This is a genomic window from Robbsia betulipollinis (assembly GCF_026624755.1).
Lineage (GTDB): Bacteria > Pseudomonadota > Gammaproteobacteria > Burkholderiales > Burkholderiaceae > Robbsia > Robbsia betulipollinis.
In genome coordinates this window covers 1,532,109-1,545,556 of sequence record NZ_JAPMXC010000001.1, presented here as the reverse complement: position 1 = coordinate 1,545,556, position 13,448 = coordinate 1,532,109, and the positions used below count along the sequence as shown (strand labels likewise).

13 protein-coding genes are annotated in these 13,448 nt (G+C 66.0%); 9 read left to right on the top strand and 4 right to left on the bottom strand.

Translation table 11 applies throughout. The annotated features are described in order from the left end of the window. The gene (locus OVY01_RS06700) at positions 1-1,461 is read left to right on the top strand and encodes an efflux transporter outer membrane subunit (protein WP_267846589.1); all 1,461 of its coding nucleotides are present in this window, start codon (positions 1-3) and stop codon (positions 1,459-1,461) included. A 112-nt stretch (positions 1,462-1,573) separates the two neighbouring features. Here the strand turns inward: OVY01_RS06700 and metK are convergent, their stop codons facing one another. Further along, positions 1,574-2,761 (bottom strand): methionine adenosyltransferase, encoded by a 1,188-nt coding sequence (metK, locus tag OVY01_RS06695; RefSeq protein ID WP_267846587.1) that lies wholly within the window; start codon positions 2,759-2,761, stop codon positions 1,574-1,576. Between the two features lie 277 nt (positions 2,762-3,038). Here metK and OVY01_RS06690 point away from each other — a divergent pair, with 277 nt between their 5' ends. Continuing rightward, positions 3,039-3,923 (top strand): lipid A biosynthesis lauroyl acyltransferase, encoded by an 885-nt coding sequence (locus OVY01_RS06690; RefSeq protein WP_267846586.1) that lies wholly within the window; start codon positions 3,039-3,041, stop codon positions 3,921-3,923. Between the two features lie 40 nt (positions 3,924-3,963). On the opposite strand, the gene OVY01_RS06685 is transcribed toward OVY01_RS06690, so the two are convergent. Next, positions 3,964-4,431, bottom strand: coding sequence for a DUF1289 domain-containing protein (locus OVY01_RS06685; protein WP_267846584.1), 468 nt, complete (start codon positions 4,429-4,431; stop codon positions 3,964-3,966). Between the two features lie 79 nt (positions 4,432-4,510). On the opposite strand from OVY01_RS06685, the gene dapF reads away from it, so the two are divergent. From dapF to hslU, 7 genes are all read left to right on the top strand, one after another. After that, entirely contained in the window at positions 4,511-5,365 is an 855-nt protein-coding gene (gene dapF, locus OVY01_RS06680) for a diaminopimelate epimerase (protein WP_267846583.1), read from the top strand. Between the two features lie 34 nt (positions 5,366-5,399). Continuing rightward, the gene (locus OVY01_RS06675) at positions 5,400-6,077 is read left to right on the top strand and encodes a DUF484 family protein (protein WP_267846582.1); all 678 of its coding nucleotides are present in this window, start codon (positions 5,400-5,402) and stop codon (positions 6,075-6,077) included. 14 nt (positions 6,078-6,091) lie between these two features. Then, entirely contained in the window at positions 6,092-7,054 is a 963-nt protein-coding gene (locus OVY01_RS06670; RefSeq protein WP_432422226.1) for a tyrosine recombinase XerC, read from the top strand. 182 nt (positions 7,055-7,236) lie between these two features. Continuing rightward, on the top strand, positions 7,237-8,346 hold the full coding sequence (locus OVY01_RS06665) for a CobW family GTP-binding protein (RefSeq protein ID WP_267846581.1): 1,110 nt from the start codon (positions 7,237-7,239) through the stop codon (positions 8,344-8,346). Between the two features lie 161 nt (positions 8,347-8,507). Continuing rightward, positions 8,508-8,927 (top strand): RNA polymerase-binding protein DksA, encoded by a 420-nt coding sequence (dksA, locus tag OVY01_RS06660; protein ID WP_267847692.1) that lies wholly within the window; start codon positions 8,508-8,510, stop codon positions 8,925-8,927. A gap of 484 nt (positions 8,928-9,411) precedes the next feature. Beyond that, positions 9,412-9,954 (top strand): ATP-dependent protease subunit HslV, encoded by a 543-nt coding sequence (gene hslV / locus OVY01_RS06655; protein ID WP_267846580.1) that lies wholly within the window; start codon positions 9,412-9,414, stop codon positions 9,952-9,954. Between the two features lie 11 nt (positions 9,955-9,965). Next, the gene (gene hslU / locus OVY01_RS06650) at positions 9,966-11,288 is read left to right on the top strand and encodes an ATP-dependent protease ATPase subunit HslU (RefSeq protein ID WP_267846578.1); all 1,323 of its coding nucleotides are present in this window, start codon (positions 9,966-9,968) and stop codon (positions 11,286-11,288) included. 94 nt (positions 11,289-11,382) lie between these two features. On the opposite strand, the gene OVY01_RS06645 is transcribed toward hslU, so the two are convergent. Both OVY01_RS06645 and OVY01_RS06640 read right to left on the bottom strand, forming a co-directional pair. Next, positions 11,383-11,925, bottom strand: coding sequence for a response regulator transcription factor (locus tag OVY01_RS06645; protein ID WP_267846577.1), 543 nt, complete (start codon positions 11,923-11,925; stop codon positions 11,383-11,385). Continuing rightward, positions 11,918-13,291: a sensor histidine kinase gene (locus OVY01_RS06640; RefSeq protein ID WP_267846576.1), complete on the bottom strand. Its 1,374-nt coding sequence runs from the start codon at positions 13,289-13,291 to the stop codon at positions 11,918-11,920. The genes OVY01_RS06645 and OVY01_RS06640 overlap by 8 nt, the downstream gene beginning before the upstream one ends. Between the last annotated feature and the right edge of the window lie 157 nt (positions 13,292-13,448).

The following is a 13,448-nucleotide window of genomic DNA, read 5'->3' as shown; positions in this document are numbered from 1 at the left end:
ATGACCCATTCCTGGCGCGGGATCGCGGCCGCATGCGCGCTGTCCACGATTGCCGCCTGCACGCTGGATCCCGCCTACACCCGCCCGGCGGCCCCGATGCCGGACGCTTATCCGCACCACGCGGTGTCCGGCGCCACCGGCAAACCCGCGGCGTCCGCGATGCGCGACGACGCGCCCGTGCAGGACGCCGTTCTGTCGGACTGGCAGGCGTTCGTGCTGGACCCGTATGTCCGGCAACTGGTCGCGCTCACCCTGCGCAACAATCGCGATTTACGCCAGGCGGTACTGCAAGTCGCGGAATACGAGGCCCAATACCGTATCGCCCGGTCCGCGCTCGCGCCCACGGTCGCCGCCACCGGCACGTCCACCGCAGCGCACGACTATGGCGCCACCTCGCGCAGCGCTTCGGTCCAGTTGGGGTTCAGTGCGTGGGAAGTCGATTTTTTCGGGCGGCTGCGCAGCCTGAAACGGCAGGCGCTCGAGACCTATCTGTCCACCGACGCGGCGCGGCGCAGCACCCAGCTGAGTCTGGTATCCACCACCATCGCGGACTATCTCACGCTGCTGTCGGACCAGTCCCTGCTCGATCTGACGCAAAAGACGGTCGCCTCGTACCAAAACACCTATGACACGACCCTGCGCACGCAACAGCTCGGTGTCGGATCGATGGAGGACGTGCAGGAGGCGCGCACCTCCCTGACGAGCGCGATGGCGACGCTGGCCTCCTATCAACGCGCGGTGGAGCAGGACACGAACAACCTGATCGCGGCCATCGGCTGCCCGCTGCCGGAAGGGTTTCCGGAAAACCGGACCCTGCCCGACACGCCGCTGTTCGCCGATATCCCCGCCGGGCTGCCGTCGACCCTGCTCACGCGACGCCCGGACATCATGGAGGCGGAACATACGCTCAAGGCCGCCAACGCCTATGTCGGGTCGGCGCGCGCGGCCTTCTTTCCCACGATCACGCTGACGGCGACCGCGGGAACGGAAAGCGGAAAACTGTCGAGCCTGTTCAAGGCGGGAACGGGCGCCTGGGCCTTCGAGCCGGCGATCTCCGTGCCGATCTTCAACTATGGCGATCTGCGTGCCTCGCTCGACGTGGCGAAAATCGAGAAAAACATCGACATCGCCGCCTATGAGGAAGCGATTCAGACGGCGTTCAAGGAAGTGGCGAACGGTTTGTCGGGGCGTGCGACCTACCGGTCGCAGGTCAGCGCCGATGCGCAGTACGTGGATGCCGCGCAACAGTACTACGCCATCGCCAATGGCCGCTACCTCGGCGGTCTGGACAGCTTTCTGACTTTGCTGACGGCGCAGCGCACACTGTTCACCGCGCAGACGCAGCAGATCGCCGATCGCCTGAGCGAGATGTCGAACCTGGTCACGTTGTACACCGCGCTGGGCGGCGGATGGTCCGCCGCGGCGGTACGGGAAGGCAGCCCCGTGCAGGCGTCCCGCTAGCCGGTCCCGCGGGCGCGTCGGGGCGCCCGCGGGACCGGAGCGCCGGACGTTTCGGTTGGAAACGTCCGGTCGGGAAGCGCCCGTCGGGGGCGCCGGTCGGGAAATGCCGGGGTCAGGCGACCTTCGGCAAATGGGCAATGCCCGCAGCTTCCGCCAGTGCGGCGGCCTTGTCGCGCGCTTCCCAGGTGAATTCCGGTTCTTCACGGCCAAAGTGCCCGTAGGCGGCGGTTTTTTCGTAGATCGGCCGCAGCAGGTCGAGCATCTGCACGATGCCCTTCGGCCGCAGGTCGAAATGCTCGCGCACCAGACCCGTGATGACCGAGTCGGACACGCGGCCCGTGCCGAACGTATTCACCATCACCGAGGTCGGCTCGGCCACGCCGATCGCATAGGAAACCTGGATCAGCGCACGCGACGCGAGGCCTGCGGCCACGATGTTCTTCGCGACGTAACGCCCGGCGTAGGCGGCCGAGCGGTCGACCTTGGACGGGTCCTTGCCCGAGAACGCGCCGCCGCCGTGGGGCGCCGCGCCGCCGTAGGTGTCGACGATGATCTTGCGGCCCGTCAGGCCGCAATCGCCCTGCGGACCGCCGATCACGAAACGGCCGGTCGGGTTCACCAGGAACTTGATGTCGCCCTTGATCAATTCCTTCGGGATCACCGGCTTGATGAGTTCCTCGATCACCGCCTCGCGCAGCGATTCGAGCGAGATATCCGGCGAATGCTGCGTCGACAGCACGACGGTGTCGATCGAATCCGGCTTGCCGTCGACGTAGCGCACGGTGACCTGCGATTTCGCGTCCGGACGCAGCCAGGGCAGACGGCCGTCGCGGCGCAGGTCGGCCTGACGTTCGACGAGGCGGTGCGACAGATAGATCGGCAGCGGCATCAACTCGGGCGTTTCGTCGCAGGCATAGCCGAACATCAGCCCCTGGTCGCCCGCGCCCTGATCGAGATTGTTGTCGTGCGCGCGGTCGACGCCCTGCGCGATGTCCGGCGACTGCTTGTCGTACGCGACCAGCACCGCGCAACCCCGGTAGTCGATACCGAAATCGGTATTGTCATAGCCGATGCGCTTGATGGTGTCGCGCGCGACCTGGATGTAGTCGACGTTCGCGGTCGTGGTGATTTCGCCGGCCAGTACGACCAGGCCCGTGTTGCACAGGGTTTCGGCGGCGACGCGGGAGTATTTGTCCTGGGCGAGGATGGCGTCCAGGATGGCGTCCGAGATCTGGTCGGCGACCTTGTCGGGATGCCCCTCGGAAACAGATTCAGATGTAAACAGGTAATTGTTCGACACTTCGAAGCTCCTTCGGCCACTACTGAGGTTACGAGATGAACAAAACAGAGCACGTCACGTAGCCGACCCCAGCGCTTTCCGGCACTTCGAAGCGGCGACGCTTTAGCGGTTTTTTCCACCCGGCGGCACGCCGCCCGGCATTCGCCCCGCAAGTTGTCCGTTAACTCGGCGAAGCGCTTATTATAGCGACTTGATTTTTTCCTGCTTGCCACGGCTGGAAGGGTGTTGCCTTTGCGGCATCGCTTCGCAAGCGTGGCGGACCATTTTTTGGCGGAACATGTTCAAACGACTCGGGATCGCGCTGGCGATCGGATTCCTGCGCCTGCTCGCCGTGCTGCCCTATGGGCTGGTTGCGCGCTTCGGCGCGGCGCTGGGCGCGCTGCTGTACCGGATTCCGAGCCGGCGGCGCACGATCGTCCATACGAATCTGCGGCTGTGTTTTCCCGAATGGCCGGCGGCAGAACGCGAACGCGTCGCGGCGCTGCACTTCCAGCACGCGATCCGCAGCTATGTCGAGCGCAGCGTGCAGTGGTTCGGCTCGGCGAAGAAGCTGGAACGGCTGATCGAGGTCGACAGCGAGATCGACCTGAAAGACCCCGACATGCCGCCGACGATCCTGCTCGGCTTCCATTTCGTGGGCATCGAGGCCGGATCGATCTTCATCAATCACTGCATTGGTCGGGCCTGCGGTGCCTTGTATCAACCGCTGTCGAACCCGAAGATCAATCAGATCGCCATCGAGGCGCGCGGCCGTTTCAACGCCGAGATGGTCTCGCGCGCGGACAGCGCGCGGGTGGTGCTGAGGATGCTGCGCGAGCGCAAGCCGGTGATGCTCGGCTCCGACATGGATTACGGGATGCGCAACTCGGCGTTCGTACCGTTCTTCGGCGTGAACGCCTGCACGTTGACGACGGTCTCGCGCCTGGCGAAGGCGGGCCCCGCGCAGGTCATTCCCTTCATCGGCGAGGTGCTGCCGAACTACCGCGGCTACCGGCTGAAGGTGTTCAAGCCATGGGAAGGCTACCCGACCGACGACGAAGTGGCCGACGCGCGGCGGATGAATGCGTTTCTGGAGGAGCAGGTGCGCAAGATGCCGGAACAGTACTACTGGGTGCACAAGCGCTTCAAGACGCGGCCGGAGGGCGAGGCGGGGTTTTATTGAGCGTGATGCGCGGCCGGCGGGCCGCGTGGCACGCTCCGGGTCAGTCGGATTTGCCGGACTTCCTGGACTTCCTGGACTTTCCGTCCGGGTCGTCCTTTCGGTCCTGAAGATCCTTGGCCGCCTTCCTGGCCTTCTTGGCCTTTTTTGCCGCCTTCCTGGCCTTCTTGGCCGCCTTCCTGGCCTTTTTGGCTTTCCTGGCCGCCTTCCGCTCCAGCTCCGCCTGCGCGTCCGGCCTGTTCTCCCGCTTCACGTCCTGCTTCACGTCCTGCTTCACGTCCTGCTTCACGTCCTGCTTCACATCCCGCTTTACATCCTGCTTACCGGGAGCGCCGTTCAGCGCCGCCAGTTCGCCCTCGCGCTGCGGGCGCAACGCGAGGATGTCGCCCTGCTCGGCTTCCGCCAGGCGCTTCCAGTCGCGCTTCTCCACGCGCGTGCGGAAACAGGCCTTGCACAGGCCGGTGATGGGTTCGAACTTGCAGACGCCGATGCAGGGGGATTTTAGGCTCATCATGCGATAATACGGGATCGACGGCGGCCTTGCCTGCGCCCGCCCTGTCTCCTGCCACCGTCTCTCCCGTCCTGAAAAAATGCACTTCACCAAAATGCAGGGCGCCGGCAACGACTTCGTCGTGCTTGACGCCACCCGTACGCCCATCACGCCGAGCGCCGAGCAGATCCGCCGCCTTGCCGACCGGCATTTCGGCATCGGCGCGGACCAGGTATTGCTGGTCGAGCCCGCGGACGACGCGAGCGCCGACTTCCGCTACCGGATCTTCAATCAGGACGGCGGCGAGGTCGAGCATTGCGGCAACGGCGCGCGCTGCTTCGCGCGCTACGTGGTGGACCAGGGACTGACGCAGAAACGGCAGATCCGCGTGCAGGTGCAGAAAGGCCTCATCACGCTGACCCTGCAGGACAACGGCGAGGTCACGGTCGACATGGGCGCGCCGGAACTGCGCCCCGCCGAAATACCGTTCGATGGGACCGGCCTGGACGGCGTGACGCGCGGCGCCGACCTGCTCTGGCCGCTCGCCGTCAATGGCCGTACCGTGCTCATGTCGGTCGTGTCGATGGGCAATCCCCATGCGGTGCAGGTGGTCGACGACGTCGCCGCCTTCCCGGTCGCCACCGACGGTCCCGTGATCGAATCGCATCCGCGCTTTCCCGCGCGCGTGAACGCCGGATTCATGGAAGTGGTCGACCGGCACACGATCCGCCTGCGCGTCCACGAACGCGGCGCGGGCGAAACGCTGGCCTGCGGTACGGGCGCCTGCGCGGCCGCCGTGGCCGGCATCCGGCGCGGATTGCTGGATTCGCCGGTGGCGGTGCATACGCATGGCGGCGTACTGACGATCGGCTGGGAGGGGTTGCAGGATGCCGCCGCGCCCGTGACCATGACCGGACCCGCGACCACCGTCTTTCGCGGTGAAATCACGCTGTAGCACGCGCACTCCCCTGCTTCCTGAAACGTATCCCATGAACGAAAGCGACGTCGCCGATTTCCTGCTCGCCCACCCGGCTTTCTTCGAGCGCCACGCGGAGGTGCTCGGTCACATCCGGCTCGGCAATCCGCACGGCGGCCGGGCGGTGTCGCTGCCCGAGCGGCAGATCGCGATGTTTCGCGAAAAGAACGGTCAGCTCGAAAGACGCATGGGCGAGCTGGTGCGCTACGGCCACGAGAACGACAGCCATGCGGTGAAATTCGACCGCTGGTCGGCCCGCCTGCTCGCCACCCGGCACGGCGCGGATTTGCCCGACGCGATATGCGACGGCCTGCGCGAGATTTTCGACGTGCCGCAGGCGGCGGTGCGGCTCTGGGGCGTCGACGACACCTACGCCGCCCACCCGGCCGCGCGCTTCGCCGGACACGACGTCGCGCGCTTCACCGACGGCCTGGGCGCACCGTACTGCGGCGCGAACAGCGGTTTCGCCGCGGCGGCGTGGCTTGCAGAGGGCACCGATGCGCCACGGACGGCATCGATCGCGCTGGTGCCCCTGCGCGCGCCGCACGCGGACTCGGCCCACGGCGCCTTCGGACTGCTGGCGCTCGGCTCGCCCGACCCGCAGCGGTTCCACGCCGACCTCGGCACCGATTTCCTCGCCCGGCTGGGCGCGCTCGCCGGCGCGGCGCTGAGCCGGATGCTGGCACCGTGAACGCGGCCGCTCCGGTGCAGGCATCGGCGAACGCGTCGGGCACGGCGGCCGCCACCCCGCCCGACGCCGCCCGCATCGATGCGTATCTGACGATGCTGGCGAACGAACGCCGCTATTCGCCGCATACGCTGCGCGGCTACCGGCACGCGCTCGACGAACTCGCGGCGCTCGCCGGCGCGCGTGCGCTTGCGAGCCTGACGGTCGTGGACATTCGCGGCGCCGTGTCGCGTACCCACAGCCAGGGCCTGGGCGGGCGCTCGATCGCCCACCTGCTGTCCGTCTGGCGCGGTTTCTTCCGGTGGTTCGCGCTCGAGGGTGGCCTCGACGCCAACCCGGTCGACGCGGTGCGCGCGCCCAAACGCGCGAAAACCCTGCCCAAGGCGCTTTCCGCCGATGACGCGACCGCGCTGATGGAGGCGGCGACCGGACAGGACGACACCGCGCTGCGCGACCGGGCGATGCTGGAACTGTTCTATTCGTCCGGCCTGCGGCTGGCCGAACTGGTGGGCCTGGACGCGCACTACACCGATGCCGCGGGATATCGATCGGAGGGCTGGATCGATCTCGACAGCGCCGACGTCACGGTGACCGGCAAGGGCGGCAGGCGGCGCGCGGTGCCGATCGGCAGCAAGGCGGTGGCGGCATTGCGCGCGTGGCTGGCGGTGCGCCCGGCCTGGGTACGCGCCGATCCCCATCCGTTGTTTCTGTCGGTGCGCGGTGCGCGGATGTCGCCGTCGGTGGTGCGCCTGACGGTCAAGCGTCTGGCGCGCGAGGCGGGTATCCCCGCGAACGTCCATCCGCACGTGCTGCGGCATTCGTTCGCCACGCATGTGCTGCAATCCAGCGGCGATCTGCGGGCCGTGCAGGAAATGCTCGGCCACGCGAGCGTCGCGGCCACGCAAGTGTATACATCGCTCGATTTCCAGTATCTGTCGAAGATTTACGACGCGGCGCACCCGCGCGCGAAAAAGAAATAGGATGCGCGGCCGGTCCGATCCGGACGGATGCGCCGGACGCGCGGACGCCGGACGTCACACCCGCCACGCCGTTTTGTGCTTCAATTGACGGTTTCTCCCTATTTTCACCGGCCTGCCGCCGCGCCGCGAAGCGCGCGCCCCGGGCCGGGCTTTCTTCATTCTATAGAGGCGACGCGCACATCATGAGCCAAATTCCCGTCACGATCCTCACCGGCTTTCTGGGCAGCGGCAAGACGACATTGCTCAAGCGCATCCTGGGCGATGCGCACGGCATGAAGATCGCCGTCATCGAAAACGAGTTCGGCGAAGAGAACATCGACAACGACATCCTCGTCCAGGATGAGGGCGAGCAGATCGTGCAGATGAGCAATGGCTGCATCTGCTGCACGATCCGGGGCGACCTGGTGAACGCGCTGAACGATCTGGCCGAGCGCCGCCGCGCGAAGGCGATCCATTTCGACCGCGTCGTCATCGAGACGACGGGCCTTGCGAACCCCGGCCCGGTCGCGCAGACGTTCTTCATGGACGACAAGGTCGCCGAACAATACCTGCTCGACGCGGTGATCACCCTGGTGGATGCGAAGCACGCGAATCAGCAGCTCGATACGCAGGAAGTCGTGCAGCGTCAGGTCGGATTCGCCGACCGGCTGTTCATCACCAAGTCCGATCTGGTCGACGCGCCCGCGGTCGACGCGCTGCGGCACCGTCTGCTGCGCATGAACCCGCGTGCGCCGATCGCCACCGTGAATTTCGGTGAAGCCGACATCAAGCAGATCTTCGACATCCGCGGCTTCAACCTGAACGACAAGCTGGAGATCGATCCGGATTTCCTCAAGGAAGACGATCACGGCCACGACCACGGCCACGACCATGATCACGACCATGCACATGACCACGATCATGGGCACGAGGGCGACGACCACGCGCATTGCGATCACGACCACGGCAAATGCGAGCACGAGGGCCATGCGCACCACCACCACGCGCACCACGACGACGCGATCAAGTCCTTCGTTTTCCGTAGCGACCGCGCATTCGACCCGCGCAAGCTGGAGGACTTCCTGGGCGGCGTGCTGCAGATCTACGGCGAAAGCCTGCTGCGCTACAAGGGTGTGCTGTGGATGAAGGGCGTGGACCGCCGCGTCGTTTTCCAGGGCGTACACCAGATGATGGGCACCGATCTGTCCACGCGCTGGCTGCCCTCGGAGAAGAAAAACACGAAAATGGTATTCATCGGCATCGACCTGCCGCAGGATCTGATCACGGACGGACTGGAACGCTGCCTTGCCTGATGGCACCCGATTGGCGGGGAGCGCGGCGCATTGATGAATAAATTAGCACGTGCTGGCGATTCAGTTACAATAGCTCGCCACCAGAATTGAGAATGACCGCCGACGCTCAGGATGCAACGACAAAGTCGGGGGCCCTCCCCGCCATTAAGACAGTACGCCAGATGACGACGACACGAATCTTGACTGAAGACGAAATCCTTGCGATGGACGACAAGGGTTACATGAACGAGGCTCAGCTCGCGTTCTTTCGTACTCGGCTTGAACAGCTCCAGACGGAAATCCTCCGGAATGCGGGACAGACTACCGAAAATCTTCGCGAGACGGTCATCGTGCCCGATCCGGCGGACCGCGCGACGATCGAGGAAGAGCATGCGCTGGAATTGCGCACGCGCGACCGCGAGCGCAAGCTGCTGAAGAAGGTGCAGCAGTCGCTGGCGCGCATCGAATCGGGCGATTACGGCTGGTGCGAGGAAACGGGCGAGCCGATCGGCGTGCCACGCCTGATCGCGCGTCCGACCGCGACGCTGTCGCTCGAAGCGCAGCAGCGCCGCGAATTGCGCCAGAAGTTGTTCGGCGACTGATCGTCAGCCGGGCCGGCGGGACGAACAGCCCCTGCCGGCACGACGCTCCGAAGCGCGATTCGCCGCGCCCTGGAACAACGGCACAAGTCGCCCAGCGGCCTGCTTCTCCCCTCCGACGACGCTCACCGTCGGGCGCATCGGGCGCCACATCATTCGGCATTTCGCCTGGCCGTTTTCCGTTTCGCTCTCGTCGTTCCCCGCTTCCCCCGTTGTGCCTCCCCGCATTTCCGCTTCTCTCACCGTTCCGCTCCCTTGCACGCTACCGGCAGGCGGCGCCTTGTTTTTCGTCGACTTGCACCTATATACGATGGCATACGCGCTGTCAGCGCCGCTTCGCCCTTTCATGGCCCTTTCACGGCGCTGTCCGACGGACCGTCGACGAACCGTCAGCGGCATGCTCGTGGACCGGCATCCCGGGGCGCGGACCGTCGCGCTGTGTCGCCCGACGGCGAAACCGCGTCCGCACTGAACTCAGAGGAATTGTATGGAGCAATATCACGGCACGACCATCGTTTCCGTCCGGCGCGGCAATCAGGTGTCGCTCGGCGGCGATGGCCAGGTCACGCTGGGAAACATCGTCATGAAGGGCACTGCCCGCAAGGTGCGGCGGATCTATCACGACAAGGTGCTGGTCGGCTTCGCCGGCGGCACCGCCGATGCGTTCTCCCTGCTCGACCGCTTTGAGGCCAAGCTCGAAAAACACCAGGGCAACCTGACCCGCGCCGCCGTCGAACTCGCCAAGGACTGGCGTACCGACCGGATGCTGCGCCGCCTGGAAGCCATGTTGATCACGGCGGACGCCGAGACGACGCTCGTGATCACCGGCAACGGCGACGTGCTCGACCCCGAAGGCGGCATCTGCGCGATCGGTTCGGGCGGTGCGTACGCGCAGGCCGCGGCCCGCGCGCTGGCCGACAACACGGATCTGGACGTGCGGCAGATCGTCGAGAAGTCGCTGTCGATCGCCGGCGACATGTGCATTTACACGAACCACAGCCGGGTCATCGAGACCATCGGTCTCGACTGAAAGGAATTCTGATGAGCAACATGACCCCTCCCGAGATCGTCTCGGAACTCGACAAACACATCATCGGCCAGGGCAAGGCCAAGCGGGCCGTCGCGGTCGCCCTGCGCAACCGCTGGCGCCGGCAGCAGGTGGACGCCTCGCTGCGCCACGAGATCACGCCGAAGAACATCCTGATGATCGGCCCGACCGGCGTCGGCAAGACCGAGATCGCCCGGCGGCTCGCGAAGCTCGCGGACGCGCCCTTCATCAAGATCGAAGCCACCAAGTTCACCGAAGTGGGCTACGTGGGCCGCGACGTCGACAGCATCATCCGCGACCTCGCCGAGATCGCCGTCAAGCAGACGCGCGAGACCGAGATGCGCAAGGTGCGCAGCAAGGCCGAGGACCAGGCCGAGGATCGCATCCTCGACCTGCTGCTGCCGCAGGGCAAGTCGCCGGCCATCGAGGAAGGCGAGAACGCCACGCGCCAGACCTTCCGCAAGCGCCTGCGCGAGGGCTTGCTCGACGACAAGGAAATCGATATCGACGTCGAGGCCCCCACGCCGACGATGGACATCATGGGTCCACCGGGCATGGAAGAGATGACCGACCAGATCCGCGGCATGTTCGCCAATATCGGCGGCGGGAAGAAAACCCGGCGCAAGCTGAAGATCAAGGAAGCGCTGAAGCTGCTGATCGACGAGGAAGCGGGACGCCTGCTCAACGACGAGGAAGTGAAGACGCGCGCGATCCACAATATCGAGCAGAACGGCATCGTGTTCCTCGACGAGATCGACAAGATCGCCTCGCGTGGCGAAGGCGGCAGCGGCGGCGAGGTATCGCGCCAGGGCGTGCAGCGCGATCTTCTGCCGCTGGTCGAGGGCACCACGGTGAACACGAAGTACGGGATGGTGAAGACCGATCACATCCTCTTCATCGCCAGCGGTGCATTCCATCTCGCCAAGCCGAGCGACCTGATCCCCGAGTTGCAGGGGCGTCTGCCGATCCGCGTCGAACTCGATTCGCTGTCGGTCGAGGATTTCGAATCGATCCTGGTAAGCACCGATGCGAGCCTGGTGAAGCAGTATCAGGCCTTGCTGGAGACCGAGGGCGTGGCGCTGCGCTTCGCCCCGGACGGCATCCGCCGGCTCGCCGAGATCGCGTTCTCGGTGAATGAAAAGACCGAGAACATCGGCGCGCGGCGGCTCTATACCGTGATGGAAAAGCTGCTCGAGGAAGTGTCGTTCACCGCCGGCACCAGCGGCGCGAACGAGTTGCAGGTGGATGCCGCCTATGTCGAGCAGGCACTGGGCGAAGTCGCCGGCAACGAAGACCTGTCGCGTTACGTCCTGTAGCCATCGGGCACGCGGTCGCGCCGGCGTTTCGCTCGCGGCGCGTGCGGCGCCGCCGCCGAATGGCCGGGCGTGACGGCGGGCACGCCGCTGCGTTTCACTGCCGGACCGGGCGCTTGCCCAGCTTGCGTTGCAGGGTCCGGCGGTGCATGTTCAGCGCCCGGGCGGTGGCGGAGATATTGCCGTCGTGCTCGGCCAGCACCCGCTGGATGTGCTCCCATTCGAGCCGGGCGACCGACAGCGGCGCCGGATTCTCGAGCGCGGCGTCGGCCTGCTCGGCGCTCGCGCCATCGTTCATCGCCGCCAGGATCGTTTCGACATTGGCCGGCTTGGCGACATAATTGTCCGCCCCATCCTTGACGGCCTGCACCGCCGTGGCGATGCTCGCATACCCGGTCAGCACGAGAATCAGCGCGTCGGGCTGCAATTCCCGCAGGCGCGCCACCAGCGTCAGGCCGGAATCCTGGCCGAGATGCAGATCGACGGTGATCCGCGCGAAATCCATTTCGTCGGCGATTTCCAGCGCGCGCGCCGCATTGTTCGCCTGATGAACGACATAGCCGCGCCGCGTCAGCGAGCGGCCGAGAATATCGGCGAAGACGGTGTCGTCGTCTATGATCAGAAAGTGGGTGTTACTCATCGGGAGCCTCGGCCCGCGTGGCGGGCAATGTAAAAATGGCGCAGGTGCCGCTGCCGGATACCGGCGCGCCTGTGTCGGCACGCATCGACGCATGCTCCGCTTCACGTCTCGCTTCACCTCCGGCTTCATGCCCCAATCGCGAGGCGTCGCCGAGTTCGATCGTGCCACGGAGCCGCGCGGCTGTCACGAACGCCAGATACAGGCCCACGCCAGCCCCGCCCTGCGTGCTGCGCACCGGCATGTTGCCGACCTGCGCGCGCAGCGCGGCGGGAATGCCGGGACCGCGATCGACGATGCGAAACGTGATGAGCCGGGCATGCGCCGCGCCCGAGATGCGCGCGGCGGCGGGATCCGGCTGGTCGCTGACATCGAATTCGACGTGATCCGGGCTCGCCCGCGCGGCGTTGTCGAGCAGGATCGTCAGGATCTGCCCCACCGCCACGGTATCCTCGATCGCCATGGCATCCGATCCCGTGCCCCGCGTCTCGAGCCCCGCCTGCGGGTGACGCAGACGCCACTGCTCGGTGAAGCTTTCGAGCCAGGGCTTCAGGCGCCGCCGGTTCGGCGACGCGGCGCGCGATTGTAACCGCGCCAGCGCTTCCTTGCACAGGGCGATTTGCTGCTCCAGCAGCGAGAAATCGCTCCGGTAGGGCGCCAGCGCCGCGTCGTGATCCGCGCTTTCCCGCAATTCCTCCGCCAGCAGGGCGATGGTCGACAGCGGCGAGCCCATCTCGTGGGCGATGCTGGCCGCCTGCGCGCCCAGCGCCACCACCCGCTCGTCGCGCAGCAGGCGCTGTTGCGCCTCGGCGAGCGCGGCTTCGCGCAGACGCAGCACCCGCGACATCCGCGCGACGAACCAGGCGATCAACGCCATGCTGATCAGGAAGTTGATCCAGTTGCCGGTGCGATACAGCTCGAACAGATTGCTCGGCTCGCTCAGCACCAGCGGCAGCGCATGCGTGGCCAGCAGAAAACAGCCCACCACCGCGAGCGCCGTCAGCGCCAGCGCCAGCCGCCAGGGCAGCACCGCGGCGCCGATCGCCAGCGCGGGCAGATACAGCGAGAAAAAGGGATTGAGCGTGCCGCCGGACAGCAGCAGCAGCGCCGTCAGCGCGCCCAGGTCGACGCAGAGCTGGCCGAACAGCTCGCGGTTGCTCTCCTGACCGGGGCGCGACAGCCGCACCAGCGTCATCGCGTTGAAGACCACTTCGAAAAGGATCACCAGCGACATCGGCAGCAAGGGCAAACGGATGCCCAGCAGGATGCAGGCAACCCCCATCGCGATGACCTGTCCGGCGATGGCCAGGCAGCGCAGCCAGAAGAGATGACGCAGGTTCAGATGGCCGTTTTGTGGAAAATCGTTCATAGGCAGGAGTTTAGCGCGTGTCGGATGAGGCGTCGGAAAAAGAGGACATCCCCTGAAGCACAGGCCGCCTGTCCTGTACAATTTCGACTTGGTTCCTGGTCCTCGCCGTGCTGCAACATTGCAATAGTACGATCGGCCATGCCGCTTATCGCGAACG

Excerpts from the sequence above, each read along its gene's own strand:
- OVY01_RS06675 (WP_267846582.1), top strand. The coding sequence starts at position 5,400 with ATGAACGAAAGCGACGTCGCCGATTTCCTGCTCGCCCACCCGGCTTTC.
- dksA (WP_267847692.1), top strand. The coding sequence starts at position 8,508 with ATGACGACGACACGAATCTTGACTGAAGACGAAATCCTTGCGATGGAC.
- hslV (WP_267846580.1), top strand. The coding sequence starts at position 9,412 with ATGGAGCAATATCACGGCACGACCATCGTTTCCGTCCGGCGCGGCAAT.
- dapF (WP_267846583.1), top strand. The coding sequence starts at position 4,511 with ATGCACTTCACCAAAATGCAGGGCGCCGGCAACGACTTCGTCGTGCTT.
- OVY01_RS06665 (WP_267846581.1), top strand. The coding sequence starts at position 7,237 with ATGAGCCAAATTCCCGTCACGATCCTCACCGGCTTTCTGGGCAGCGGC.
- hslU (WP_267846578.1), top strand. The coding sequence starts at position 9,966 with ATGAGCAACATGACCCCTCCCGAGATCGTCTCGGAACTCGACAAACAC.
- OVY01_RS06640 (WP_267846576.1), bottom strand. The coding sequence starts at position 13,291 with ATGAACGATTTTCCACAAAACGGCCATCTGAACCTGCGTCATCTCTTC.
- OVY01_RS06690 (WP_267846586.1), top strand. The coding sequence starts at position 3,039 with ATGTTCAAACGACTCGGGATCGCGCTGGCGATCGGATTCCTGCGCCTG.
- OVY01_RS06700 (WP_267846589.1), top strand. The coding sequence starts at position 1 with ATGACCCATTCCTGGCGCGGGATCGCGGCCGCATGCGCGCTGTCCACG.
- OVY01_RS06685 (WP_267846584.1), bottom strand. The coding sequence starts at position 4,431 with ATGAGCCTAAAATCCCCCTGCATCGGCGTCTGCAAGTTCGAACCCATC.
- OVY01_RS06645 (WP_267846577.1), bottom strand. The coding sequence starts at position 11,925 with ATGAGTAACACCCACTTTCTGATCATAGACGACGACACCGTCTTCGCC.